Origin of the sequence: Mariniblastus fucicola (assembly GCF_008087665.1) — a bacterium.
In the GTDB taxonomy this organism is placed as follows: Bacteria; Planctomycetota; Planctomycetia; order Pirellulales; family Pirellulaceae; genus Mariniblastus; species Mariniblastus fucicola.
On sequence record NZ_CP042912.1, the window covers coordinates 3,299,892 to 3,325,772 of the forward strand.

General features: G+C 53.9%; 20 protein-coding genes. 13 read left to right on the forward strand and 7 right to left on the reverse strand.

Going from position 1 to position 25,881, the window contains the following annotated elements; genetic code table 11:
* Positions 1-69: 69 nt before the first annotated feature.
* Together MFFC18_RS12185 and MFFC18_RS12190 are read right to left on the reverse strand one after the other, a co-directional pair.
* Positions 70-4,680 carry a DUF1565 domain-containing protein gene (locus MFFC18_RS12185; RefSeq protein ID WP_075084512.1) on the reverse strand — a complete coding sequence of 1,537 codons (4,611 nt, stop codon included), beginning with the start codon at positions 4,678-4,680 and terminating at the stop codon, positions 70-72.
* A gap of 152 nt (positions 4,681-4,832) precedes the next feature.
* A complete protein-coding gene (locus MFFC18_RS12190) occupies positions 4,833-5,258 on the reverse strand; it encodes an acyl-CoA thioesterase (protein ID WP_075084513.1) in 426 nt (141 codons plus the stop codon).
* Positions 5,259-5,379: 121 nt separating this feature from the next.
* On the opposite strand from MFFC18_RS12190, the gene MFFC18_RS12195 reads away from it, so the two are divergent.
* From MFFC18_RS12195 to mog, 6 genes are read left to right on the forward strand one after another with little or no spacing between them, the layout of a single operon-like run.
* Positions 5,380-5,886, forward strand: a complete 507-nt coding sequence (locus MFFC18_RS12195) for an acetolactate synthase (protein ID WP_075084514.1) — start codon at positions 5,380-5,382, stop codon at positions 5,884-5,886.
* 25 nt (positions 5,887-5,911) lie between these two features.
* Entirely contained in the window at positions 5,912-6,688 is a 777-nt protein-coding gene (locus MFFC18_RS12200; RefSeq protein ID WP_075084515.1) for a hypothetical protein, read from the forward strand.
* The gene (locus MFFC18_RS12205; protein ID WP_075084516.1) at positions 6,688-8,016 is read left to right on the forward strand and encodes an HD domain-containing protein; all 1,329 of its coding nucleotides are present in this window, start codon (positions 6,688-6,690) and stop codon (positions 8,014-8,016) included. Before MFFC18_RS12200 ends, MFFC18_RS12205 begins: the two co-directional genes overlap by 1 nt.
* 13 nt (positions 8,017-8,029) lie before the next feature.
* Positions 8,030-9,022, forward strand: coding sequence for a GDSL-type esterase/lipase family protein (locus tag MFFC18_RS12210; RefSeq protein ID WP_148618843.1), 993 nt, complete (start codon positions 8,030-8,032; stop codon positions 9,020-9,022).
* Complete coding sequence (gene surE, locus MFFC18_RS12215) at positions 9,019-9,807, forward strand: 5'/3'-nucleotidase SurE (RefSeq protein WP_075084518.1); 789 nt, start codon at positions 9,019-9,021, stop codon at positions 9,805-9,807. The genes MFFC18_RS12210 and surE overlap by 4 nt, the downstream gene beginning before the upstream one ends.
* Positions 9,804-10,334, forward strand: a complete 531-nt coding sequence (mog, locus tag MFFC18_RS12220) for a molybdopterin adenylyltransferase (protein ID WP_075084519.1) — start codon at positions 9,804-9,806, stop codon at positions 10,332-10,334. The genes surE and mog overlap by 4 nt, the downstream gene beginning before the upstream one ends.
* 15 nt (positions 10,335-10,349) lie before the next feature.
* Here mog and polX read toward each other — a convergent pair whose 3' ends face one another.
* A complete protein-coding gene (gene polX / locus MFFC18_RS12225; RefSeq protein WP_075084520.1) occupies positions 10,350-12,080 on the reverse strand; it encodes a DNA polymerase/3'-5' exonuclease PolX in 1,731 nt (576 codons plus the stop codon).
* Between the two features lie 3 nt (positions 12,081-12,083).
* Between polX and MFFC18_RS12230 the strand changes: the two genes are divergently transcribed.
* Positions 12,084-13,310, forward strand: coding sequence for a cysteine desulfurase family protein (locus MFFC18_RS12230; protein WP_210421369.1), 1,227 nt, complete (start codon positions 12,084-12,086; stop codon positions 13,308-13,310).
* A gap of 52 nt (positions 13,311-13,362) precedes the next feature.
* On the opposite strand, the gene MFFC18_RS12235 is transcribed toward MFFC18_RS12230, so the two are convergent.
* Positions 13,363-14,439 (reverse strand): 3-oxoacyl-ACP synthase III, encoded by a 1,077-nt coding sequence (locus MFFC18_RS12235; protein WP_075084521.1) that lies wholly within the window; start codon positions 14,437-14,439, stop codon positions 13,363-13,365.
* 224 nt (positions 14,440-14,663) lie between these two features.
* Here MFFC18_RS12235 and MFFC18_RS12240 point away from each other — a divergent pair, with 224 nt between their 5' ends.
* The 3 genes from MFFC18_RS12240 to MFFC18_RS12250 are packed head-to-tail and all read left to right on the forward strand — an operon-like array spanning position 14,664 to position 18,195.
* Positions 14,664-15,656 carry a GGDEF domain-containing protein gene (locus tag MFFC18_RS12240; protein ID WP_075084522.1) on the forward strand — a complete coding sequence of 331 codons (993 nt, stop codon included), beginning with the start codon at positions 14,664-14,666 and terminating at the stop codon, positions 15,654-15,656.
* A gap of 27 nt (positions 15,657-15,683) precedes the next feature.
* Positions 15,684-16,493: an ABC transporter ATP-binding protein gene (locus MFFC18_RS12245; protein WP_075084523.1), complete on the forward strand. Its 810-nt coding sequence runs from the start codon at positions 15,684-15,686 to the stop codon at positions 16,491-16,493.
* A gap of 1 nt (position 16,494) precedes the next feature.
* The gene (locus MFFC18_RS12250; RefSeq protein ID WP_075084524.1) at positions 16,495-18,195 is read left to right on the forward strand and encodes a hypothetical protein; all 1,701 of its coding nucleotides are present in this window, start codon (positions 16,495-16,497) and stop codon (positions 18,193-18,195) included.
* 301 nt (positions 18,196-18,496) lie between these two features.
* On the opposite strand, the gene mnmH is transcribed toward MFFC18_RS12250, so the two are convergent.
* Positions 18,497-19,597 (reverse strand): tRNA 2-selenouridine(34) synthase MnmH, encoded by a 1,101-nt coding sequence (gene mnmH, locus MFFC18_RS12255; RefSeq protein WP_075084525.1) that lies wholly within the window; start codon positions 19,595-19,597, stop codon positions 18,497-18,499.
* Positions 19,598-19,661: 64 nt separating this feature from the next.
* On the reverse strand, positions 19,662-20,477 hold the full coding sequence (locus tag MFFC18_RS12260) for a zinc ribbon domain-containing protein (protein WP_148618844.1): 816 nt from the start codon (positions 20,475-20,477) through the stop codon (positions 19,662-19,664).
* Positions 20,478-21,030: 553 nt separating this feature from the next.
* Here MFFC18_RS12260 and MFFC18_RS12265 point away from each other — a divergent pair.
* Positions 21,031-21,357, forward strand: a complete 327-nt coding sequence (locus tag MFFC18_RS12265; protein ID WP_075084528.1) for a co-chaperone GroES — start codon at positions 21,031-21,033, stop codon at positions 21,355-21,357.
* 42 nt (positions 21,358-21,399) lie between these two features.
* On the forward strand, positions 21,400-23,016 hold the full coding sequence (gene groL, locus MFFC18_RS12270; protein ID WP_075084529.1) for a chaperonin GroEL: 1,617 nt from the start codon (positions 21,400-21,402) through the stop codon (positions 23,014-23,016).
* A 213-nt stretch (positions 23,017-23,229) separates the two neighbouring features.
* On the opposite strand, the gene MFFC18_RS12275 is transcribed toward groL, so the two are convergent.
* Positions 23,230-23,910 (reverse strand): PEP-CTERM sorting domain-containing protein, encoded by a 681-nt coding sequence (locus tag MFFC18_RS12275; RefSeq protein WP_075084530.1) that lies wholly within the window; start codon positions 23,908-23,910, stop codon positions 23,230-23,232.
* Between the two features lie 471 nt (positions 23,911-24,381).
* On the opposite strand from MFFC18_RS12275, the gene MFFC18_RS12285 reads away from it, so the two are divergent.
* Positions 24,382-25,665, forward strand: coding sequence for a Trx7/PDZ domain-containing (seleno)protein (locus MFFC18_RS12285; RefSeq protein ID WP_390176067.1), 1,284 nt, complete (start codon positions 24,382-24,384; stop codon positions 25,663-25,665).
* Positions 25,666-25,881 lie beyond the last annotated feature (216 nt).

The window sequence follows — 25,881 nt, forward strand, 5'->3', positions numbered from 1 at the left end:
AATCGCGCTCACGTAGCACAACCGATAAGTGAATTCTTAACCGCCAGGGCGACAGTGAAAAGCGGGTTGCTACAACGAAGTGCCGTACCGGATCCGAAATGGAAGCAAGTCCAACACGTTGACAACACCGTTGGTGTCGAAGTCGTACGCCGCGTTGTAGTTACCATCGATTCCGTAGGCTTGCCGCAAACCAAGCAAATCAAAAACGTTGACTTGGCCGTTTCCGTCCCCGTCGCCAAACAGGCGAAAGAAGAAATCGATCGCGTCATCGCCACCCAAGCCATCTTTGTTTCCGTCAAGCTGATTCCCGGACGGATCGACAGTGGTTGAGGCAACTGTAGTCAGCACATATTCGCCGTCAGGAAGCGAGCCGCCAACAATGTCGTCCCCGCTGAAAGTCAATGTAGCGACGGTCTTTCCAGCGACTAACGGCGACGAAACTTGCGGAGTGTAGGTCTCGCTGGTCGTAGTATTGGTCAGCACGAATGAGCTTGCATCGACGTTCGCCATCTCTTCGCTAAACGTCACCTCGATCTCTGTCAGCATGCTTCGCTGTGCATCGCCGCCATTGAGGACAACGGACTCAATCTGAGGACTGGTCAAATCGAGAGTCGTAAACGAACGCGTTCCAACCGCTGTCGCAGAATCCGAATCCGTCGAAGCGTGGGCTCTGTAGAAGTAGGTTGCTCCTGACTCAAGTCCAGTGAGCAACGTCGAAAACTCAGCGTACTGCTCGCCCAGATCAATGAACGTCGAATCGTCTCCGGCTTTCCAGTATTCGATTCTGGCCGTGACTTCCGGAGCTTCACCTACGGTCATCGATTCGATATTTACCGAGCCGGTGCCCCCATATCGATTCCCTACATGCACGCCGGACCACACGCCTCCGAGAAGTTCATCAGCAAGAAAATCGGTGGCGACGATCGAGTCGTCTGTCTCACCGGATCCCGAAGCAACCAGTTCGCCGTCACTTTGGACCGAAAACGCATACTCGAACCGCTGGGTGTTGATAACGTTTTCCAGCGAAAGCTCTGCCGAAATTTCCGCCCCGTCACTGTGCTCAAAACTGAAGTAAGCCAACGTCGTGAGGTTCGCATTGTCGCTTTCAAGGTTGCTGTCATCGCCAACGACTAAAGATCCATTGATCAGAGACCTCGTTCCCTGATCGTGAGCGGTAAGCGAGATCCAAAATCCGCCTTCGCCGAGATTCCACTGCTGTCCAGTCGTAACAGTGGCCGGAGCGTCGTCAGAGACAACCTGAAAAACCAAATGCAGATCCTCATCGTTGCTGCCGTCGGTCACCGTAAGGCCATCGGTCGCCCAATTGAACGTCATGCGCCGCTCGGAAAACGTGAACGTGTTTTTTGTGTTGATGGATCTGGAAGTCCACGTTCCTGACGAATCACTGATCTGCCAGGCGCCATCGGATTCTTGCGAGTCCGCTTCGGCGGGAGCGTAAAATCCCGAACCGAGTCCATTTGCATTGGTGCTGATGTCTCCGTCGTCAAAAGAGTCATCCATCAGCACCGCGTCGGGAGCTGAGATGATTTGGCCGCCGACGACGGCGCTGGTTTCCGTAACGTTTGTCGCACCAGCGTTGTTGACAACCAACAAGTCCTGTCCCGTGTCCGTTTCGAAACGCCACACGTCTCCGGCGACGACCGTTCCATCCGACAGCCTCGTGTCGACACGCCAAAAATATTCGGTCGCGGCTTGCAGCTGAATCGAGTGAGCTGCCAGGCTGACCATGTTCGTTGAATTCGGCTGTGTCTCCAGGAACTCGGCTGACGCTTGGTCCGCGCCAAGCACCGAAGCTTCGCTGGCTCCAAAGTAAATATCGGCTGTGACGCCGGATTCGCCGATCTGATAAATTAAATCACTGCTCAGGCTCACACTCCATTGCTCGTCCGCGGGTGACGGAAGCGATGCTTTTTCGTGTCGCCGACCGGGAATCCAGTACAAACTGTTTCCCGATTCATATGCGCCATCGTCAGGTGTTGGACCGAGAAATCCATCGTTGATCCCCGGAATCACCACGCCATTCCCGTAAGCTTCGTGATAGGCAAACGCCAGCGGGCCATCGGAGAACGACAGGTTAAAGTCCGCCGGTACGCCCGTGACTCCGTCGGGCGTAGACCAATCGCGATTGCCAGTCACGTTCGCAGGATCGATCGCCGAACCGCTGGCTGCCAATCGAAAATCTCCGTTGTTGAAGTTGCTGAAGAGGGAATCCAGATCCGTGCCGGGTACGATCAGCAAGTTGTTGTAAGCAGTAAATTCAAGTTCGTGATTTGCCGCGGTCCAAAAACTGTCGGGACTACTGTCGGGCCATGAACTAAAAGTCGTTTTGGTGACCTGTCCGTCGGCAGGCGCGCCCACAAATGTGTTGTGATAGATCTCCAACCCAAGGCTGGGAGCGTTCATTCGAATGCCGGACTCAAATCCACCTTTGTCAAAGTCCCAAATTACGTTGTGGTCAACGATAAAGTTCTGGCTGAAATTGTCGAGGTAAACTCCGGTGCTAATGCTGTCGGTTGGATCACCTTTTTCGTGAATCCAGTTGTAGGCAATCCGAGTCTTTTCGCCGGACGTTTCCGCGCCGTCCTGGCCCCACGTGTAAATTGCGCCGACGTCATGAGCCAGTCGTCCGGCTCGAGCCAAATCGTTGTACATGATCTCCAGCCCGGCTCCGGTTGGCCGAATCAGATCGCGACCGCCGTCGTGAATCGTGTTGTGGTTGACCTGATGGTTGTCACCGAAAATAACGACTCCGGCAGCATAGGTTCCTGAGTAATCGAAGTCATGAATATGGTTGTCGACGATCTGATGGTTGGCTCCATTGACGACAACCCCCGAACCAGCAGTCTGCTCGATCTCATTGTCGCGGACGATATTGTTGCTGCCGCTAACCACGACTCCGCCACCCGATTCGAAACCGCCATCAATGTGATGGCCTTGCTCCCACGTCTCGAAATGGCTGAGGTAGCGGGCTTCGTTATTCTCAAAAACGAGATTGTCACCGTCGAGCCGCACTGCGCCGCCGCGAAGAGTCAGACCAGACACGACGATGTGGTCGTGATCGTTGATGTTGATCGTCCAGTTGCGAACTTTTTGCTCAACCAGGTGGTTCGTTGGATCAGCGCCGCCGTCGACTCGCAAGAACAACGTGTCGCCTCCGCTGGCATCTTTCTGCAAATGCCACTCTCGATCAGCATCCAGAAAATCGATCTTTCCGTAAAAGTTCCCGATGCCACCGTCGGAGGTTTGGCTGGCGAAGTTCGGCCACCACCAAGTGGAAACGGAACTCGAATCCAGCGTAATCGCACCGCTGGTGCTGGAATTCACCACCGCGGTTTGCCTGGACCAGCCCTGTCCGACGCGACCGATGAAGCGTGAGTCGGCGAAGTAGTTGTCTGGCTGACCAACAAAACTGTTTCCGTTAATTGTGTAGTCATCAAAAACTGTCAGCGTGGCTCCGTCAGCCTGCAACAAATCATCCGAATTCCGATTGATGTGACGGGCTTCGTATTGGGCCACCCCGTCGACGAAAATCTGATCGTAGCCTGAAGTTAAACTCAGGTCGCGACCGGAAGGAAACGAGTCGACGGTTGCCAGTTCTCCGTCCTCGAAATGGTCAATCAGAACAACACCGCCGTCGGAGTGAATCTCAAACGAGTCCATCCTGAATTCAAAAACCTGGTTCGCATCGGTGTCAGGAGCGATGCCTTCCTGGAAAAAGAACTGCACAAACGATTGGCTGCCGTCTCCTCCGTCCGACCAATCCGCTTGATCGATTTCCCAGGCACCGACCGCGACGACTTCAGTCGTCGGAAACGCAATCAGCTCGTAATCCACAAACCCGCTGGCTCCGGGTTCAAGAGTCAAATCAAATCCTGTAATCGCGACGTCTGTGACGGTGCCGACACGATCGCCCCACGAATTCGGAGTGTCGTTTTTGACTCGCAACGCCAGTTCGCCATCGCCGAACAACTCAACGTTGACGCTGTCGTCCGCAGACCATCCACCGACATTGGCAGGCATGATCGTGAAGCGTGCAGAGGCCTGATCGAGTGGAAACGGGAAACTTCCAACGCTCTCAAACGACGCGCCACGCACGCTGTAAGTGACAGACTGGTCGAAAAAGTTCCAAACGTCGCTGGACTGATCACTTTGCACCGTCCGAGTCGAATAGGTATCAACGTTGGCGACGCGTGCGATCAAGTTTCCGTTGGAATCCGAGACATCGCTGCCGGAACTCCAAAAGTTGGTCGGCAAACCGTGCGAAGTGGAAGTCGAGTAAATGCCGCTTCCTGCCGCAGTTTCGGTCCATGGCCCGGACACGATTTCGCTTGCAGATACGACAACTTCTTCACCGTTGTAGCTTTGGATCGTGATCGGATTTGCAGCATCACCGCTTCGGACAGACTGAATCGTTTCGCGATAGGTTCCTTCCCGAATCAGGACTTGATCGCCAGGCTGTGCCAGTTGAATCGCGGCGTTGATGGTTTGGAACGGCTGATCGATCGAGCCGACGTTTGCGTCGTCGCCAGATGGAGAAACATACAGGCTGGCCAGCAAATTTCGCGGCTCGAGTGCGGCGAATTGAAAAGGCTTACGTGCAGCACGTTTTCTGGCAGCGAATCTGGCTAGTTTGCGGCGACGCGACGGTGGAAGGCTCATGGAGACGCTGTATGATTGAGGCAGGATGGAAAGCCGTGGTTGTCACGCACGCTTAAGCGGGGAAAAAACGCGGATGTGGTTTTCCGTTCAGTGGCAACAGCCAAAACGCTGCAGCTTCCCGGGCTTCATCATACCAGTGTAAGACGCAAAAGCTAAATTTTGATTCGCAGCCACTCTGGCAGCGGCTGCACGTTTCCGGAACGGTCCACGCAGGCCAGGACCGTTTCGCCGACACAAACGATGTCGTCTCCGTTGCGAATTTCGTAGTGGTGCACGATCCGGACGCCTTTGGAACGGACGACTTTTGTGTCGATGACCAGCAAATCGTCGAATCGAGCCGAGCTTCTGTAATCACAGGTCGCTTTGACGACGACCAGCATGTAACCCTGTTCTTCCATTTCTCGATACGAGCGACCGCCAGCCCGGAACATTTCCCCTCGGGCGACTTCGAAATAGTTGAGGTACTTGGAATGGTGAACATGGCCCTGTGCGTCGGTTTCTTCGAAGCGAACCCTGAGTTCTGCTCGATGTTGCAGCGGAATCGACCTTGAAATGTTCGTTGGATTGACCGAACCCATAGTGTGCCTTACATTTTCCGTGATAAAAGTCGCATTTTCGCGGCTGAAGGTTGCTCGCCGCACCCGTTTTTGGCTCCCACGATGGGACCGAGTCGTTCGTTCTTACAGTTGAGCAAATTTCATGAGTCAGGGAAGTGAAGGTGAGGACTTCGGTGCCGTCATCGATTTTGAAACGGCACGTGGAAGAGACTATCCCACCATCCGACAGTTTACTGTCTTTTTGGAAAATCGCGTCGGGGCGTTGAATGGCCTATTGCGTCGTTTCCGCGGTTCCAAAGTTCGCATCATGGCGCTAAGCATCAGCGATGCCGCCGAATGCAGCCTGCTGCGGATCATTCTCAGTCACCCCGAACAGGGACGAGAGATTCTTGAGCGTGCCGGGCTGGCAATTATCGAGAGCGACCTGATCGCGATTGAGTTGCCGATGACCGACCAACCGATGCTTGACGTCTGCACGGCACTTTTGCGTGCAGAGGTGAATTTGCTGCAAACCTACACGCTGATGGTCCAAAAAAGAGAGCGGACAGTGGTGGCGTTGATGGTCGACAACATCGATCAGGCGCAGATCACGCTGGCCACGAACGGCTTTGGACTGATCACCGAAAACGAACTTCAGGACCTGGGATAGCGACGTCAGGTCGTAAGTAAACATCATGTCGATCCGTGTAACTTGTGGAAAGTGCCACACCCGATTCAATGTCAGCGAAAAATTTGCTGGTAAAGAAGGTCCTTGCCCGAAGTGCAAAACGAAGATCAAAATTCCGGCAAAATCGGAACAGGTCGTCGTTCACGAACCCGAGATGTCGGGCCCCAAAACAACCACCGGCGAATCAGTGCTGAAACCGATTCGGCGCAAGGAAGTGAAGCTGACGAGCATTCACATCACGGTTATCGTTTGTTTGATTGTGCTATTTCTGATTTGCGCTTTGGTGTTCAATTTTACGTTTGCGGACAAGCACGCGTTTCCAGGTTGGGTGCTGTGGGTGTCGGCAATCGTGATAGCGCCGCCGATTTGCCTGGCGGGGTACTTCATGCTCCGTGATCAGGAACTGGGTGGCTATGTCGGGAAGGAACTATGGATTCGCATCCTGGTTTGTTCCGCAATTTACGCGCTGTTGTGGATCGCAATGCCGCTTGGAAAGTACGCATTTGGCGACAGCTATGGCACAGGCTCCTGGGTTTTCGCGCTAGTCATCATGGCGGGCGGAGGCGCAGCCGCGGGAATGCTCAGCTTTGACGTCGACTATCTGATGGGACTGGTCCACTACGGGCTGTATCTGGTTTTGTGCATCGTCGGGAGGCTGGTCGCCGGAATTGGAATTTTACCCGGGGCACTGGGAAAGCCTGAAGTTGTGCCGCCGGAGACTGTTACGACGGCAATGGTCGTTGCAGAACCAATTCTGTCCGGATTGATGGCACTGTTCGGCTGATGAACGAACTGCTCTCGATTCCGGAAATTCAGTCGCTGGAGGTCAGCGATGGTTTGCTGCGAATCCCCAGCCAGATCGATGTTCCGGTGACGTCTCGTGTGACTCGAATCATCGACACACCGGTCTTTCAACGACTGAAACGAATCAGCCAACTGGGCTTGGTGGCTTTCGTCTATCCCGCGGCCAACCATTCGCGGTTCGAGCACTCACTGGGCGTGTTTCGAAACTGCTTGCTGTTCGTCAAACAACTCGCTTGGCAGCCTCGATTTTGCGAGCTTGTTTCTGCCGAACAAGTCGAGGCCCTGTTGCTGGCGGCGTTGCTTCATGACGTAGGCCATTGGCCGTTTTGTCATCCGATCGAAGACATGGGACTGGACGGAGTCCCGCGACACGAAAACCTTGCGCAGCAATGGCTGGCGGATGATGAACTTCAGTCGTGCATCGGGGAAGACTGGAACGCGTGTCCGGAACTGGTGACTCGAATCATCACGCGGAAAACAGAAACGAAGTCCGAGCGACTGTTGGCTTCGATCCTTTCTGGCCCGATCGACATCGACAAACTTGACTATCTCTATCGCGACAGCCTTCACGCAGGCGTCCCGTACGGACAAAACCTCGACACCGCGCGGCTCGTTCGTAGCCTGTGCCTCAACGAGTCCGGCGACGCGCTCGCGATCAGCACCAAAGGTCGGACGGCAGCGGAACTGATGGTGTTTGCTCGCTACGTCATGTTCAGCGAGATTTATTGGCACCACGCGGTACGCAGTGCCACCGCGATGTTGCAGCGAGCTTTTTTTCGCTCCAAATCGGCGGCAGAACCGGTGGATTGGGAGAAAGAATTCCAGCTTGGCGAAAGCGATTTTGTGCTGGGCTGGCGAGCCCGAAGTCAGCAATCCGAGTCCGTTCACTCTTTGTTGGAAGGTCTCTTTTCTCAGCGTCGTCGACTGTACAAGCGAGCTGCGAATTTCAGCTTCGTCGAAAACGAGTCGTTGTATCGTGCTCTGGCTCAACGAAAATACGCAGATTTGACCGACGTCGGAGAGCAGCTCGCGAAAGCCATTGCAATTGAATGCGGTCAGGAATTGGATGCGGACGATGTGCTTATCGACGCTCCGCCGGCAAAGCTGGAAGTACAGTTCAACATCGATATTTTCGATGCACGATCCGAATCGTGGCGGCCGCTTGGCGAGGTTTCGCCTATGATTCACACTTTGGCCAAAAAGCAGTTTGACGACTATGTCAAACGAGTTCGTGTTTTCTGCAAACCAGAACTCGCAGCCACACTTGCAGACATCGACATCGTGAAACTGCTTGAAGGAATTGTTTGAGATTGGAGCCGGGATGAGACTATCAGTTTGCTTGATCGTATTGTGGTTAGCGACCGTCGCTTCGATCGCTTCCGCTCAGAATGAACAGCCAGACAATCCGGTTGCCAACGCATTTTTCAGTGCGCACAAGGTCGTGTTTCTTGGTGATTCGATCACTTGGCAGGGAGAGTTTCTGGCAACGCTCGAAGAATCGCTGATCGCCAACGGAAAACCGTTTCCGAAGATTCTCAACTTTGGACTGCAAAGCGAAACTTGCTCTGGCGATTCCGAGCCCGCACATCCTTGGCCGCGGCCGAATGTTCATGAACGTCTTGGAAGGCTGTTGGAGAAAGTCCAACCCGATCTGCTGGTCGTGAATTTCGGAATGAACGACGGAATCTACCATCCGTTCGACCAGACCCGCTTCGAAAACTACCAGGCTGGGATCAACAAAATCATCGAAGCCGCGGACAACTCGGGTGGAAAACTGAAAGTCATTTTGGTCACGCCGCCACCGTTCGATGCGCTTCCGTTGAAGCAGAAAGGCGCCTTGGTTGGAGCAGACGCAAAATCTTTCAGCTGGACTGAAGTTTACGAGAACTACGACGAAGATGTCCTTGCGGTTTACGCCAACTGGATCCTCGAGCAGAAAGACCGGGTCGCGGGCTGCATCGATTTGCGGACACCGATGTTGGCGGACCTAGCGCGGCGCCGCGAATCCAATCCCGATTTCTTTTATGCAGCCGATGGGGTGCACGTTGATTCCCAAGGTCACAAATTGATCGGCCAATCCATCGCAGAGGCGTTAGGAGTGACGCCTTCGCAGCATTCCAATGCGGAGCTTTTTCAATTGATCCGTCAACGACAGTGCATTCTTCGCGACAGCGGACTCGAGACTGTCGGGCACAAACGCCCGAATGTTAAAAAAGGGTTGCCGCCCGAAGAGGCCGCGGCAGAAGCTGCTAAATTGAATGAACGGCTGGCCGAAATTGTCGATCAGCAGAAACAAACGCAGGACGCTAAATGAAAATACTTATTACCAACGACGATGGATTCTTTGCCGAAGGACTCCAAGCTCTCGCTGCCGAAATCAGCAAACATGCCGACGTTTTTATCGTCGCGCCAAGTATCGAGCAGAGCGGGATCAGCCAGGCGATTACGTTCATGAGACCGTTGAACCCCAAGCCCGTCGAAGATGATTCCGACAATCTGATCGGCTACACGGTCAACGGCACGCCGGCCGATTGCGTGAAACTTGGCTTGCACGAGCTTTGCCCGTTCAAGCCGGATCTTATCGTCAGCGGCATCAACAATGGGTTGAACGTCGGCGTCAACGTTTGCCATTCGGGCACCGTCGGAGGAGCCTTTGCCGCTTCCATGTTTGACGTCCCGGCGATCTCGCTTAGCGTTGAGTCGAGCGACAATCCGCTGTTTGAAAACGTGGCCTCTCTGGCGTGGCCGACCATCAAGCGACTTGCCGAAGCCGACCTTCCGCCTCGCACGGTCTCGAATATCAACTTCCCTTCAATCGTTGCGGAACGAAATGAAGTCACCGAAGTTCTTGCGGTGCCAGTCGAAACGAATCCGCTGGGCTACCAGTTTCAATCTGGCCGCGACCCGAAAGACAAACCGTACTTCTGGGCGACGAACCACCCGGCTCCCAAGCCGTCTCCGTTTCTGACTGACACTCAGGCAGTCCGACAAGGCTACGTAACGCTTTCAATGATTGCGTATAATCCAAACCACAACCAAGGCAACGAATTGCTGGCCACGATGTTCGCGTCAGAACCCTCGGAGCACCACAAATCATGAGCCAACCTGCTTCATTCGGTGTGCTCACGGTTTCCGACAGGGCGACGCGAGGAGAGTACGAAGATCGCGGCGGTCCAGCGATCCGCGAGTATCTTGAACGCGTTGTCAAATCCGAATGGTCCGACGTTTCCAGGCTGGTGACTGACGATGTGCCAGAAATTGTTTCAGCGCTGCGTGAGCTGTGCGAAACATGCTGTGTCGTGATCACGACTGGCGGGACGGGACCCGCGGCGCGAGACGTAACTCCGGAGGCCACGGAGCAGGTTTGCGAGAAAATGATGCCGGGTTTTGGCGAAGCAATGCGAGCGGTTTCGCTGTTAAAGGTTCCGACTGCGATTCTCTCGCGTCAGACCGCGGGCATTTGCGGCCACTCATTAGTCATCAATCTGCCTGGCAGCCCGAAAGCGATTGCGGAATGCCTGGATGCTGTTTTCGCTGCGGTTCCGTACTGCGTTGATTTGATCGGTGGCCCGTTTATCGAAACGCACGAAGAGCACATCGACGCATTTCGGCCTAAGAAAAAATAGCGATTCTGGAAATGCTCAGCCGTTTTTGATCAGCTTCAGAAGCTGTTTAAGCGTTTTGGTGTTCGCAACATCGGACTTGGTGAGGCATCCGCGTCGCGCCTGCTTGATTCCATATTTCAAGTCACCGAAACCGGCGGTCTTGTGCGAATCCGTGTTGATCACGATCGGAATCCCGTGCGATTTCGCGGCAATCAAATAGCGGTCGTTCAAATCCAGCCGCTTCGGATTGGCGTTCAACTCCAGCAGCGTGCCCGTGTCTTTCGCCGCCTGAAAAACGGCTTCGATATCCACATCGTACGGTTCCCGCTTATTTAGCAACCGGCCCGTTGGGTGAGCGATCATCGTCACGTGAGGATTTTGAATCGCCCCGATAATACGATCGGTAATCTGTTGCCGTGGTTGGGATTGACCGTAGTGCAAACTGGCAATGATCCAGTCGCCTTGTGCCAGCACGGAATCCGGCAGATCCATGTCGCCGTTTTCAAGGATGTCGCACTCGATACCTTTGAGAATCACGAATGAGTCATCTGCCGCAGCGTTGATCGCATCGATCGTTTCCCACTGTTCCAGCAGACGACCTTCATCCAGTCCGTTCGCCATCGAGACTCGTTTCGAATGGTCGGTAATTGCGATGTACTTCAGCCCGCGCGCCTTGGCAGCGTCTGCCATTTCTTCGATTGAGTTCTTCCCGTCCGTTGCCGTCGTGTGCATGTGGAGATCGCCACGGATGTCTTTTTCGCAAATCAACTTAGGAAGATCACCATTCTCAGCCCATTCAAACTCCTTGCGGGCCTCACGAGTTTCCGGCTCGAAAACCGGCAACCCCAGCGTCGCATAAACATCAGCCTCTGTTTCGCCTGCGATCCATTCCTCCGAATCGCCATCGACCTTGTAAACGCCCCACTCGTTGACCTTCAGCCCTTTGGATTTTGCTTTTCCGCGAACGACGACATTGTGCTCCTTGGAGCCCGTGAAATACTGCAGCGCCGCTCCGAACGATTCCTTGGGCACGACTCTCAAATCGACTTGAAATTCATCATCCAGCCGCACTGCCATCTTGGTATCCCCACGGACGATCGTCGACGTAATGTCTTCGTACGTTCCGAAATGATTCATTACAGCTTCGGCATCCGTAGACGTGGCGAGGATGTCGAGGTCGCCGACGGTTTCCTTGCCGCGTCGATAACTTCCGGCGAATTCAAGCTGGTCGATCGCTTTGCAGGCTTTCATGTATTCACGGATTTTCTCTGCAATTCGGTCCGCGTGAGCCCACAGGATTCGCTGATTGGCTTCCACCGCGATCGCGATTCCTTCGAGGATGGCTTTCTCGGTTTTCGCGCCGAAACCGGACAGCTGTTGGACTTCGCCGGCTTCACAGGCTGCTTTAAGTTGATCCAGCGTTTCCACTCCAAGCTCGTTGAAGACCGCGGCGGCTTTTTTGGGGCCCATTTTGGGGACGTTGAGCAAATCCAGCACAGTCCGAGGAACATCTTCCAGCAATTCCTCCAGCTGCTGTAACGTTCCGGTTTCGCAAAGCTCGATACATTTTTGAGCAACGCTTTTCCCGATTCCGTCCAGCTTCGTGAGGTCGTCTCCAGCAGCAATTTGGCTTTCGATCGAGTCCGACATGTCGCGAATCACACGCGCACCATTTCGATAGGCCCGAAGACGAAACGCGTTGGCTCCGGTAAACTCAAGGAGGTCTGCCAGTTGATCGAGAGTCTTTGCGATTTTTTGATTATCCATGCCGTGATTGTTGCAATCGCGTTTGAAGCTCGCAAGTCGTGCCTCGCATTTGGAGCAACCCGAACCGCTTCGGCTTCGCCTACCTCGGAGAACTTTGTGAAACAGATTTACCTCGACTACAACGCCACCACGCCGATCGACGCCTCGGTTGTGGAAGCCATGATGCCGTTTTTCCAGACTCATTTCGGGAACCCGTCCAGCACTCACAGCGTCGGCCGCGCCGCCAGAGAAGCCATCGAAGACGCACGGGCAAAAGTCTCTGCTCTGATCGGCTGCGACCGTGACGAAGTCATCTTCACCGGCGGTGGAACCGAAGCCAGCAATATGGCGATCAAGGGAGTCATGTTTGCTGGTGGCGAACCTGGCGGGCACATGATCACGACCGCGATCGAACATCCGGCAACCATCGAACCGGCTCGCTTCGTTGAAAGATTGGGCTGTGAGTTGACCGTGGTTGGCTGCGACGAAAATGGCGTCGTCGATCCACAGGCGATCGCTGACGCAATTCGCCCGGATACGCGACTGGTCAGCGTGATGCATGCCAACAATGAAATCGGCACGATTCAGCCCATTCGAGAAATCGCCGAAATCTGCCATGAAAAATCAGTCGTCGTGCATGCCGATGCGTCGCAGTCGATTGGAAAGATCCCGGCGTTCGTCGATCAGCTTGATGTGGATTTGATGACCGTTGCCGGACACAAGTTTTACGCGCCCAAGGGCATCGGAGTGCTGTTTGTTCGCGAAGGCCTGGACATCGAGTCATTGCTTCACGGCGCCGGGCACGAAGGCGGACTGCGAGCGGGAACCGAGAACACACCATACATTGTCGGGCTTGGACGAGCGGCATTTCTTGCGGCATCTTTGCTGGACGAGTCGTCCGGAATCAGCGCGACGCTACGAGACAAGTTCTGGAAAACGATCTCCAGCAACGTCCCCAGAGCGGTGGCTCATGGAATGCAGGCGGAACGGTTGCCGAACACGTTGAGCATCGCGTTCCCAAATGTTTCAGGAGCTGAAATGCTTTCGCGCGTCCCCGAAGTTTGCGCTTCGCTTGGTGCAGCGTGCCACAGTTCTGGCGAACATCGATCCGGCACACTTCACGCGATGGGCGTCGATCAGGATCTGATGCGAGGCACGATTCGATTCAGTTTTGGCCGTTCGTCAAACGCAGAAGAGGCCGAACGGGCCGCGATGCTGATGGTTGACGCGTGGGAAACTCTGAAATCCTGAGCGTCAGCGGTGAGAGTGCACATCCCAACCGAATCCACATGCTCCTCAATTTTTAAAACGCAACCTTTGACTTGATTCGGCTCTCGTTCCACTCGACGCCCATCATCGTGCAGTTGATTCCGGAACCAATTCCCAGCAAACCAACTTTGTGGCCAGGCTGAATGAACTCCTTTTCACAGGCCACCGCGAGCGCGGAGGGCAGGGCGGCGGAACCCGTGTTGCCCAGCCACGAAAACGTCGCATAATCGATGTTTGAGTCGATCGAAAGCGACTCCAACATCATCTTCTGATGAGCCGTCCCAACCTGGTGACAGACCGTTCGGTCCAAGTCGCTGACTTGCCATTGCGTTGCCGCGAGAAACGGAGCCAGCGTATCGACTCCGGTCGCGACGCCGGCTTTCATCAACGCCTCGGAATCTGTTTCCATCAGCGGAGCCATCGACGCACCCACCTGGTCTTCATGGCTTTGGCAAAGCTCATGATGCTGCGTGCTGGCTCGGACGGCCGCGCCAACAAGTCGGTTTTTCGACTGACTGATCGATTCGTGAGTAAGCAAAACTGCGCAGCTGGCCGAACCGATCGTCAAACTGGCAATCGCATTCTTGATACTCTTGCGAGTCAGACTTCGATCCTCATTCAACGTCCGAATCGTGTTTTCAACGAGCTGTCGACCGCCTTCGCTGCCAACGATCAATGCTGCTTTGATCTGGCCGAGCTCGATCATGTTCGCGGCCTGAATCATGCCGGACAGAATCCCCAAGCACGCGTTTGAGACATCGTAAATCATGCAGTCAGCCGCAAGGCCTACCTTGTGATGTACCGAACAGGCAGTCGCCGGTTCGAGGAAGTCCCGACAGACGGACCCGTGGATCAGGCATCCGATTTGAGAGACATCGACGTCGGCCGCTTCGATCGCCAGCCGACAACTTTCGACACTAAGCCGCCCTGGCATCACGCCACGGTCCCAAAATCGCCGCTCTGATATTCCGGTCATCAGCTCCAGACGACCTTCGGGAAGCTTCAGTCGTTCGTAGAGCGGAGCCAGTTTTTGTTCAACGTCGTCGGTGGTCCAGATCTCCTGCGGAAGCAGATAGCCAATCGATTCGAGGCAGACGTTTTGATAGCGCATGGTTTTGTTTCGTGGTTCTAGTGGTCACCGCGACAATCGACACAACCCTTAGTTTCCGTCGGTGATGAAACGCCAAATACGAGGTTTGCACACGGAAAAAAGCTGAACTTCTTGCGGAAACACCGCTATGTGCGTAAGTGCAACGTAGGGTTCGCCGTAAATCATGTGCAAGGCTCGGGCTTTTGCCCAGCCATGAAGTACATCCTTAGCAGTGTTACATCCAAATGTCTTTTAACGAATTACAAGCGTGGATCATCCCCATCGCATGGTCACTTGCGGCCGTCGGTGTCGGCTTGATTTGTGGATTTTTCGCCGGACGCACTTTCGCATTGTCCAACGAACCACGGCGACTGAAGCGAGACCGTGCGCGGACGATGGAAGCGCTGATGACGGTCATCAACAGCACCAACCAACTCAACAGTGACGTCACCGATCATAACACCGCGCTTCAAAACGCGGAATCGGAGATCCAGCAATGCGAGTCCAGCGCTCAAGTCGTCGATATGCAGGATTCGCTGGTTCACAACATCCGAAAGATCGTTGCTGCCAACCAAAAAATGGAAAACGACCTGGTCGTATCCAAATTCCAACTTGAAGAAACCGCACAAGAACTTGATCGCAGTCGCAAAGAAGCCAGAACGGACGCGCTTTGCAAAGTCGCCAACCGGAAAGCCGTTGATGAAACGCTGACCTTTATGGTGTCGCGATTCCGCAGCCAGAAAAAGTCGTTTGGCTTGATGCTGATCGACATCGATCACTTTAAACGAATTAACGATACGTTCGGCCATGACGCCGGAGACGAAGTACTGATTAGCGTCGGGAAAGCCCTGAAAGAATGCGTTCGACCGGAGGACTTTGTCGGAAGACTGGGCGGAGACGAATTCGTGCTGATGCTCGAAGGGCTCACTGAGGCCAATGCAGAACTTGTTGGAAAACGAATCCGCTCAACCATCGAACTTTACAACTTCAGTGTCGGAAGCCGAGGCCAATCGACGGTCGTGACGCTCAGCATGGGCCTCGCCGTGATCAAACTCAGCGACGACGCAAAATCACTATATCGCAGAGCCGATCAGGCGCTTTACCGCTCCAAAGAACTGGGGCGAAACCAGCTGTTTACGATCGTCGAAAACTCCAATCAGCCACCAAACCCACAACCCGCCAGTTCGCCAGTCGCGACCTACGAGCAATTCAAAGCAACGCTCGACGGGGACCTTTAACGACAAAGACTACAAAACGGAACTCACATGATTCGCGCCGAATCGTTCAGCAAATCGTATGAGAAAGCAGTCGCCGTCGACGATCTCTCCTTTCAGGTCAATGCCGGACAGGTGCTTGGTCTGGTGGGGCGAAACGGAGCCGGGAAAACCACCACGCTAAAATCAATTGCTGGCATCATCCCGTTGAGTGCGGGGCGGCTTCTGGTCGACGATTTCGAAGTCACCGCGGACCCAATTGCTGTTAAGCAACGCAGCGCCTACGTGCCAGACGATCCCCATCTGTTTAACGATCTGACCGTCGAACAACATCTGCTGTTTACCGCGGGTGTCTATGGAATCGAAAATCCGCATCACGAAATTGATCGGTTGCTCGCAACGTTCGAGTTGCTGGACAAGCGACATACCGCAGCGTCCGGGTTGTCTCGCGGCATGAAACAAAAGCTCGCGATCAGCTGTGCCCTTCTTCAGCAACCGTCCGCATTGTTGCTGGACGAGCCAATGACGGGCTTGGACCCGCAAGGTATCCGCAACCTGAAGGCAACGATCCTGGAGCAGGCGAAATGTGGGACTGCGATCATTATCAGCTCGCATTTACTGGCAATGGTCGAAGACATTTGCTCGGACGTCATGATCCTTGAAAACGGCAAACGAAAATTCTTCGGTCGAATCGAAGAACTCAAAGAACAGTTTGCCGGTGACTCGAACAGCGAACTGCGAACGCTCGAAGAAATCTACTTTGCGACCATGGAGATGGTTCCGGAATCTGACGAAGCGAAGTTACCGAAGGCTGAGCCAGACGACAGCGAATGCGGCGAACGATTTGCTGCGGAGAAGTAGAATGGCAAATCCAAACGCAATGGGACGGCTGCTGCATCCGGCTTTGTTTCAGCTGATGAAATTTCAGTCCACAGGCAAATTGCGTCGAATCGGAAACGCATTTCGTTCGCGTCGCAAACTCGTCCTTTCCTTGCTCGCAATTCTTCTGGGCTGTGTTTGGCTTGGGCAAACCGTACTGTCGATTGTGTTTCGCGACCCTGCGGATCCGGAGAGCCTGCGAACGTGGCTGTCGGTCAGCATGCTGTTGTATTGCGTGTTCCATTTTTTGAAGATCGGAAGCCGAAAACCGGTTGAGCCATTCGAGTGGACGGCCGCTGAGAAACAGGCGCTACTTTCGGCACCGCTGACGCGAACGCACTTGGTCAGCTACCGTCTGATCAGCTATTTGCTGGCGACTGCAGCCAAGTCGCTTTGCTTTGCGATCGTCATGATCCCTGACTTGCCTTCGTTCACTGTTGGTGCCATCGGTATGTTTCTGGGCCTGAGCCTGATCGATTTGACTCGGGTATTGTTGGAGCGAATCGCCTGGACGGCCGCAAGCACCAGTAAGCGTTGCTGGACAATCGTGAGAGCCACGATGCTGGTTCCCGCTTTGACGCTGCTGACCGTCGCATTCTACCAAACGGCGTGGTCACCAGATTTCGAAGCGGCAATCGCATCTCCAAACCCACTATCGATTCCGCAACTTTTCCTTGCCATCGTCTCGGACGTTGTCGGCCAACCTCCTTTTAGCTGGCTGCTGGCACCGTGGGTTGCTGTCGTCGATATTGTTCTGGCGACGCAATACGATTGGCAATTTCTGACTCGGACAATGGCTGTCATTTCTTCCACGATCACCATGTCGGCGCTGATCTATTGGGCGGACCAAAAAGGGACATGGTGGCAGACTCAACTATCGCTGCGAAAACGAACGCACCGTTCGGCTGTCGGTCGTTCGGAAAATCGCGAGAGCAACCACCGCGCGAAGTCACCAACCGGGATGGGAGGTGCCAAGGCGATCATCTGGCACCAGGTTCATGCCGCCATTCACTATCGTTCTACGTTGGCGTTCGCATTGGCCATTCCAACCCTGTTGAGTTGCATGCCGTTGCTATCCAAAACGGTAAACCTGGCGACCTCGCTGAGCGTCATCGGAAGTATGGTGTTCTACTCCTTCTTGCTGCTACCGCCGGCGTTGATGCTGGACTTTCGCCGAAACGCGCAACGATTGGCGATGTGGAAAGCGATGCCAATTCGACCTATTGCGCTCACGTTCGGGCAGCTTTCCGTGCCGGTTGCATTGATGAGCCTCTTTCAGGCGTGCGTGCTGGCGATCGCAGTGTTGATCGGAGGCCATTCTCCGCTTATGTTTCTCGCGTGGCCAATGCTACTGCCGCTGAACGTGTTGATCATCGGCATGGAGAATGCGATCTTTCTGATGCAACCGTATCGAAGAAATCAGGAAGGCATCGAAGTCTTTTTCCGGACGATCCTGACGTTCACAGGCAAAGGCGTGATGTTCGCTGTCGGACTGGCGTTTACTTTAGTGTGGGCTTGGGCCGCGATCTCGATCGGGAAGGTGTTTGAGTCGCAAATTCTTGGAGCGTCGATCTTTGGAGCCGGCGTTCTGGTCGCGCTGTTCGTGCTGGCGTGGGCCTCGGCAAAAACGTGTGCTCGGCTGTTTGAGAAACTCGACGTCAGCCAGGACCTTCCGCCCGCGTAGCCTTCCGCCTGGCCGGAATGTGAAATCGGTGAAGAAACTTTCACATGGAGGTAATCGCACTTTAACGCGTGATTCTCAATTCCCTAACATTGGAAATCTACGATTTAAAAACATCGAGACGACAACGACGAGACCCTACTTGGCACAACAACTTTGACACGACAACTGGATAGGTGGTGGCGATGATTGTTCGCGACGTTTACTGGGTGGCGTGAATGGCCAGCAGAAACGTAAAACAATCTTTCGCAGAAAGGCTCTCCGTCGCACAGCGATGGAGAGCCTGTTTTTTTGGACTGACTGATCAGTCAGAGACGACCGAAGCCGGTTCGGCAGCGTTTTCGATTTCGTCGGCGGCATCAATCAGCTTCGCAACCACATCGGCATCGCACATTCCATCTGTCGAGAGGTTGAGCGTACTCGCGCGAGGAAGTTCTGACATGCCTTTAAGGTAGGACCGATCGTAATAGGTCAGCGAAATCTCCGCCGCCGTCCTGAGGTCTCCGGCTTCGATGGCTTTTATCGCATCGATCATATTCTGCCCGCCGAGACGTTTTTGAATTCCGCGAGTCGCGTCGATTAGTTCTTCGTGATCCAGATCGCCGTATTCTTCCAACAGGATATCCAAACGCTTTTCTTTGGCGACGTCCAGAAAAACCGCGGATGAGCGTCGGATCTGTTTCACAAAACGAGACGGCACAACGACTCGGCCCAATCGACTGCCTTCATCTTCGACCCAAAAACGACGCTTCGGATCAAGTGCCTGAACTGCAGCAAACAGGCGATTTTCAAACTGCTCCGTCGTTGGCTGTTGCCCCAAACCGATGGCTCCGAACGAAGATCCGCGGTGATTGGCGAGCCCCTCCAGATCGACAATTTGCTCGCCCGCCTCACGCAACAGCTCCAGAAAATTTGTCTTGCCCGCACCCGTCAGACCGCTGAGCACGACCATGCGGTGACGACGCCCAATTTGGCGTTGAGCCATTCTGCGGAAAGCCTTGTAGCCACCTTCCAGCACACGAACCTTGATCCCTGCCATATCCAACAGCCACGCAAACGACTGGCTTCTCATTCCGCCGCGCCAGCAGTGAACGTAGGCCGTGAAATCGGAGCCCGGTTCGCTCGAATCGGTGACCTCGGATGACCCTTCGGCCAGAATTTGATTTGTCGTTCGAACGAAACCTGCCATTTTCGGACCGACGAACTCGAGCCCTTTTTCCATCGCAACGTTGCGACCGGAATTGACATAGAGCGTCCCAATGATGGCTCGTTCTTCGTCGCTGAATAGCGGAACATTCGTCGCGCCGGGAACGTGTCCAGCCGCGAACTCTTTGGGAGAACGCACGTCGATGATCGTTCCGCCTTGAGATTCTCGATAGAATTCTTCTGCGGAAATTCTGTTCATGCAGTGCCAAAAAAAAAGAGACGAACTGCCGATGGCAGCACGCCTCTATTGTGTTGAATTGACTTTATGTTTCAAGAGGACCGAATCCGCAATAGTACACATACGTGCCAGACGCCAATCCGACGACGAGTGCAACCAACATGATGATCGTCGGCATCAGAAGCGTTTTGCCCTGCATGAAACCAAAGATGATGCAGTACAGACCTCCGGTGAGTACGCAAGCAATTCCGTGGCCAATTTTTGCCCGGAAAGCGACGTAAGTCAGCCAGATTGTCATTCCGATCCACATGCAACAGGAAGCGATGAAGCTGATGCCACCCGAGTTGTAGTAAAGTGAAATCTGGTCCATCGAGAAAATGACAACAAGTCCGATTGCGACCAGAATCGCGAGGATGACTCCGGCTACGCCAGCGATCACAAACGAGTCGCCTCCGTCGCCAAAGTCCTGATCGTCGGCACCGATCGGCGTTTCCTCGATTTCGGCCTCGGCCTTCCGCATGATTTTTTCAGCGTCAGTCAAACCGGTGTCGACTTCACCTTCCGCGTTTTCCCGCGCCGTCCGCAAACGCTTCCCGGTTTCCAGATTAAAGCCGCACTCCACACACAACACAGCCCCTGGAGTGATCTCTGTGCCGCAGTCAGGGCAGATCGGCCCGCCGCTACTGACGGGGCCGACGTTGGCCTCCCGCAGCAGGTCCTCCATCGGATCCACAGGTTTGGAGGAGGATGACGCCGCCATCGCTGAGGATACCGGTGCGGCTGAAACCGCCGGAATCACCATCCGTTCCTTGCACTTGGGGCATTTAACTTTTTTACCGGCCAGCTCGTCCCTTGCATTGAAGGTTGAGCTACAGCTGCCACATGTCGCTCGAATTGCCATCTAATTCAAATTCCAATTCCTGAATCCAACTCGCGATCACTAACAGACGAACCGCGAAACTCCGTCTCGTTGATATTGTGAGCGACACGACCGATCAGGCAACCGCTTTTGTTGCCGTGTTCTGTTTTACCGGGAAATCAGGGTCGAAATCATGCCCAAAACCAATAATCCGCCACAACCGGACACTGACCGTGGTGCAAACCGCAGAAACGTCCCGGTGAGAACTATCTCCGAATCGATCGTTGCTTTCCTGTTCGCGCACGATGCCAATCAGACCGACCGACGGGCGTGCGGTTCCAGTGAGCTGAGTTGTGACAGATTGTCATTCGAATTTGAGGCACCGATTGGTCTTTGTCAACGCTGGCCGCAATTTCTCTGCGTGTAAAACCGATTCCGGCTGATTTTCAGCCCGATCTTGGGTTTGGCCCGGGAGTTGCTTTCTGTCGGTGAAAGCTCGTCGAAGAGCAAATCTGGCAGGGACGGTACGTCGGTCCTTGCAGCAGACTGACAGTTACCCCTGACATTTACGACATTCTCCGGAGGATACGGACTGATGGCCACGACTGCCAAAAAGAAACCAGCCAAAACAAAAACTCGCCTGCAACCTCTTGGCGAGCGAATCGTCGTCGAGCGCGTGCTCACTGAGGACAAGACTTCTGGCGGGATTTTCCTTCCGGAGTCAGCCAAGGACAAGCAATCTCGCGGCACCGTGATCGCTGTCGGCGAAGGTCGATTGCTCAAGGACGGCTCGCGATCTCCGTTGCAAGTCCAGCCTGGCGATGAAGTCCTGTTCACGACTTACGGACCGGAAGAATTCAAAGACGGCGACCAGGAATTTTTGCTGATGCGTGAAGACGACGTCCTCGCGATCCTCGGCTAGTCGCCTCCAACCATACAAACCAAGAAACCAAGGAATATAACAATGGCTAAGATGATCGCTTTCGAACAGGAAGCTCGCGAAGCAATTCGTAAAGGCGTTTCGAAACTTGCTCGTGCCGTCAAAGTTACACTCGGCCCCAAAGGTCGTAACGTGATTCTGCAAAAGAGCTTCGGTTCACCGACTGTCACAAAAGACGGCGTTAGCGTTGCCAAAGAGATCGAGCTTGAAGACGTCTATGAGAACATGGGCGCTCAAATGGTTCGCGAAGTCGCCAGCAAGACCAGCGATGTCGCCGGCGATGGTACGACTACCGCAACTGTGATGGCAGAAGCCATTTTCAACGAAGGCCTCAAAGCCGTTACCGCTGGCGTCAATCCGATCCAGATGAAAAACGGTATCGAGAAAGCCGTTGCTGACATCTGCGACAAGCTGACTAGCATGTCGATCAAGATCAAGAACAAGACCGAGATGGCCAATGTTGCTTCGATTGCTTCGAACAACGATTCCGAGATCGGCAACTTGCTCGCTGACGCAATGGAAAAGGTCGGCAAAGACGGCGTGATCACCGTTGACGAAGGCAAGAGCCTGAACACGGAAGTCGAATGGGTCGAAGGGATGCAATTCGATCGCGGCTACCTTTCGCCTTACTTCGTGAACGAAACGGGCAGCATGGAATGCGTTTTCGAAGACGCTTACATCCTTGTCTTCGAAAAGAAGATCTCAAACATCAAGGACATGGTTCCTGTGCTTGAGAAAGTTGTCCAGCAGGGCAAGCCTCTGGTCATCATCGCGGAAGACGTCGACGGTGAAGCTCTGGCGACACTGGTTATCAACCGCCTGCGTGGCTCGTTCAATTGCTGTGCCGTCAAGGCTCCTGGTTACGGCGATCGCCGCAAAGCCATGATGGAAGACATCGCGATCCTGACCGGCGGACAGCCGATCTTCGAAGCTCTCGGCATCAAGCTTGAGAACCTTGGTCTTTCGGACCTTGGACGTGCGAAGAAAGTCATCATTTCGAAGGACAACACGACAATCATTCAGGGCGGCGGAAAGACTGCTGACCGAATGGCTCGTATCGATCAGATCCGACGCGAAATCGAAAACACTTCGAGCGATTACGATCGTGAGAAGCTTGAAGAGCGTCTTGCGAAGTTGGCTGGTGGCGTTGCCAAGGTTAACGTTGGTGCAGCGACTGAAAGCGAAATGAAAGAAAAGAAGGCTCGCGTTGAGGACGCACTTCACGCGACTCGTGCGGCTGTCGAAGACGGAATCTTGCCCGGCGGTGGCGTGGCGTTGCTTCGTGCTTCTGCGAACGTCAAACCTGGCGAGCTTTCTGATGACGAGAAGACTGGCTACAACATCGTGGTCCGTGCCTGTCGTGCTCCGCTGAGCATGATCGCCAGCAATGCTGGTCAAGACGGCGGAATCGTTTGCGAAAAAGTCGTCGAAGGCAAAGCGAACTTCGGCTACAACGCTCTGACCGACGTCTACGAAGACCTCGTCAAAGCCGGCGTCATCGATCCTGCAAAGGTTACGAAGACTGCTCTGTCGAACGCAGCCAGTGTCGCGACTCTGTTGCTGACAAGCGACGCGTTGATCGCGGACAAGCCTGAGAAATCGTCGGCTGGCCACGGTCACGATCACGACGAAATGTACTAGCAGCGCTGGCTCAGGCTTCGGCCCGGGCACATCGCGAATGACGACCAACCGACGGAAGTCGTTTAAATAGAAACGCCGGACAGGATTTTATCTTGTCCGGCGTTTTTCGTGTTAGTTGGATGGGCATCGACGCTAAGTCCTCCAGTCAAAAAGTTGTTGCTATTTCACCTTTGAGTTTTCATTTGGGTTCCTCAATTCAGCATCGTGGGAGCATCAGGCTGCTAACGATCTTCGCCTTTGCAGCAACAACGCCGCACCAACTCCAAACAGTAGTGTTGCGGACGCAGGTTCCGGGACTGCGGATGTTACGAAGATGTTGACCCCGCCATAGCTTGCCACTGAGTCGATCAGTTGACCATCAGCGAACGTCGATAGCAGCAAGGGGTTTTCGTGGTCCGAGAGGTTGTAAGTCGTGACGTTTCCGACGTCGCCCGCGTCAACGAGCAGCGTTGCCAGCTCCAGTTCGTACACGTCGGGCGTCCCAACATCCGAGCCTACTTCGACGCCACCAAAGATGTTTGTTGTGGACCCGAAAAGATCCAGTCGGTCTCCAAGGATTCCGAGATCATTTAATAAAGAATCATTGAACAGAGGATTCAATGAAACCCCGGACACCGATTCGATTGTTGAAGCGGCCCCTCCGGTCGAAGTCGCGAAATCTGCACAGATTCCAAAGTTGACGAGCCCGTCGAATCCGCCGGTGGCCAGGCGAGCGACGTCGCCATCGGTCACTGTCTCCCGCAGCATGATAGAAACTTCGACGCTCGAACCTTCGACGACGTAGTACTCCGGCTGCTCGAATACCAACTCGTAAACTTGATCCGCTTTTGATTCAGCTACGCCTGCAAAATTTGCGAACGTAGCCAAAAAGAATAACTTGACTGACCGATTCATTTGTTCTGACTCCGATGTGTGATTGGTTAAGACGCATCTAAACCATAGGTCGCGCGGAGCTTCGTTTGACCGACGCGAACGAAAGAGCCGGCTCAAAATTTGACATCGCTTTCAGGCTTACATTCCGCCCGATCGGAAAAATCTCCTCGTGAATTTGTAGGCTAGTGGAAATGCGATCTCCGTTATTTCTTTCAGCGCGCCCGTCAATGATGCCAAACGCAAAATCCCGTGGGTTTACCCTTGAAACCCATTGCAAGCTTGTAATTGGTACGATTTGACGCAGCAAATTTTCAAAAGCCGCTTGGTCAATTCGCGGGGTGATATGCGATAGATTTGGCGCCTCAAGTTCTCATGCGATTGCAAATCGAGTTTCGGTCCGCAGCTGAAATTTGACTTTGCCGCACGTTTGTAAGGCAACAGGACTCCGGCTACGATGCGATTCATTGATCGATGATTCTTAAGAAGTCTGCCATGCTCAAACCACGCACCACAGCGATTGCGATTGCCTTATTGTTCGCGGCTACCGCGCTGAGTTTCGCTCAGGAAATTCCCAAGCCGGCCATGCACCGAATGGACGGGACGATCGAGTGGGTTTATGACTACGAGAAAGGGCAGGAGCTTAGCCAGGAATCCGGCAAGCCGATGTTTGTTGTCTTTCGGTGCGAACGCTGAGCGGATTGCTCAGATTTCGACGGGCAGGTTGTCCGTAAAGACAAACATATCGGTACGCTGGCCAAAAATTTCGTATGCGTACGCATCCAGTCGATGAACGGAATCAATCTCGATCGCTTCCAGTTTGAGTTCGACCTGACCTGGATGGCTTTCTTTCAAAACGCGGAGGGCAGAACTTACGCGCGCTACGGTGGGCGCGATGACGGAGGCGCAGAATCGTGGCTGACGAAACAGTCGCTAATCAAGACCATGCAAAAAGTTCTGCTGTTGCATCAAGGCAACGACGTTCAACCGATTTCAAAGTTCGAACCGTTTCCGGATAGTGTGTCTACACCTGCCGATGTGCCGACGCTCAAGCCGATGATGGCGAAACGAAAAGGCTCTTCGTGCATTCATTGTCACGACGTCAAGAACTCTGCGCTGCGGCATCTACACGACACTGGAAAGCTCAAAAAATCGATGGTGTTCACTTACCCGTCGCCGTCTCTGTTTGGTTTGAATCTTGATCCAGACACGCAAAACGTTGTCGCGAGTGTGGAAGAAAATTCGCCAGCACAGAAAGCTGGAATCCGCCGCGGCGATGTTGTGAACACGTCTGAAGGCCAAAGAATTCTGACGTTCGCCGATTTCACGCGAGTGCTTGAGTTTGCGCCAGCTGAAGGAAGTTTGAATCTGACCATTTCGCGTGGTGAGAAATTGCAAGACGTGAAGATCGAGCTTCCCGAGGGCTGGAAAATCAGCAACGATCCTTCCTGGCGTCCTTCGGTTGGCGTCGTTGGATCTGGAGGCGGATTTTGGGGCAAGGCTGCGAATGCGCAGCAGCGAAAGAAAGCTGGATTGGGTCCAGACGCGTTGGCCATTCGCGTCACGTTCATTTGGGCGAAACACGCGAAAGAAGCCGGCATCAAAATGAACGATTTGGTCGTTGGCGTCGAAGGGCAAGTCCACGACATGAACATGCGGCAGTTCCACAACTGGTTGCAACTGAACCGCAATTGGGGCGATGAGGTGACTCTGACGGTAATGCGAAAAGGCCAGCGAAAGAATCTGAAAATGGTGCTACCAACAACGCCCGAAGAGTGAGTCGGCTGTCGATGCCGGGATTGGCAGTCATATCGAAATGCATAGATCGTGATCTGAACGACAGCGATTTATTATGCCACAGAGGTCACCGAGTCCACAGATACCATGCGAAATCTCGTTGGATCAGTTTTCAGTTACTCTTGGATCAGGCTCTAGACTTCCTTCAATTTACGTTCGGTTTAGGGCGTCGACTATTTCCTCGGAGGACTCGGTGAC

Bases quoted from the DNA above. Each gene is read 5' to 3' on its own strand.
- mog (WP_075084519.1), top strand. From the start codon at position 9,804: ATGAGCCAACCTGCTTCATTCGGTGTGCTCACGGTTTCCGACAGGGCG.
- MFFC18_RS12245 (WP_075084523.1), top strand. From the start codon at position 15,684: ATGATTCGCGCCGAATCGTTCAGCAAATCGTATGAGAAAGCAGTCGCC.
- MFFC18_RS12260 (WP_148618844.1), bottom strand. From the start codon at position 20,477: ATGGCAATTCGAGCGACATGTGGCAGCTGTAGCTCAACCTTCAATGCA.
- MFFC18_RS12185 (WP_075084512.1), bottom strand. From the start codon at position 4,680: ATGAGCCTTCCACCGTCGCGTCGCCGCAAACTAGCCAGATTCGCTGCC.
- MFFC18_RS12235 (WP_075084521.1), bottom strand. From the start codon at position 14,439: ATGCGCTATCAAAACGTCTGCCTCGAATCGATTGGCTATCTGCTTCCG.
- MFFC18_RS12195 (WP_075084514.1), top strand. From the start codon at position 5,380: ATGAGTCAGGGAAGTGAAGGTGAGGACTTCGGTGCCGTCATCGATTTT.
- mnmH (WP_075084525.1), bottom strand. From the start codon at position 19,597: ATGAACAGAATTTCCGCAGAAGAATTCTATCGAGAATCTCAAGGCGGA.
- MFFC18_RS12200 (WP_075084515.1), top strand. From the start codon at position 5,912: ATGTCGATCCGTGTAACTTGTGGAAAGTGCCACACCCGATTCAATGTC.
- MFFC18_RS12240 (WP_075084522.1), top strand. From the start codon at position 14,664: ATGTCTTTTAACGAATTACAAGCGTGGATCATCCCCATCGCATGGTCA.
- MFFC18_RS12205 (WP_075084516.1), top strand. From the start codon at position 6,688: ATGAACGAACTGCTCTCGATTCCGGAAATTCAGTCGCTGGAGGTCAGC.
- MFFC18_RS12275 (WP_075084530.1), bottom strand. From the start codon at position 23,910: ATGAATCGGTCAGTCAAGTTATTCTTTTTGGCTACGTTCGCAAATTTT.
- MFFC18_RS12190 (WP_075084513.1), bottom strand. From the start codon at position 5,258: ATGGGTTCGGTCAATCCAACGAACATTTCAAGGTCGATTCCGCTGCAA.
- polX (WP_075084520.1), bottom strand. From the start codon at position 12,080: ATGGATAATCAAAAAATCGCAAAGACTCTCGATCAACTGGCAGACCTC.
- MFFC18_RS12265 (WP_075084528.1), top strand. From the start codon at position 21,031: ATGGCCACGACTGCCAAAAAGAAACCAGCCAAAACAAAAACTCGCCTG.
- MFFC18_RS12250 (WP_075084524.1), top strand. From the start codon at position 16,495: ATGGCAAATCCAAACGCAATGGGACGGCTGCTGCATCCGGCTTTGTTT.
- groL (WP_075084529.1), top strand. From the start codon at position 21,400: ATGGCTAAGATGATCGCTTTCGAACAGGAAGCTCGCGAAGCAATTCGT.
- surE (WP_075084518.1), top strand. From the start codon at position 9,019: ATGAAAATACTTATTACCAACGACGATGGATTCTTTGCCGAAGGACTC.
- MFFC18_RS12210 (WP_148618843.1), top strand. From the start codon at position 8,030: ATGAGACTATCAGTTTGCTTGATCGTATTGTGGTTAGCGACCGTCGCT.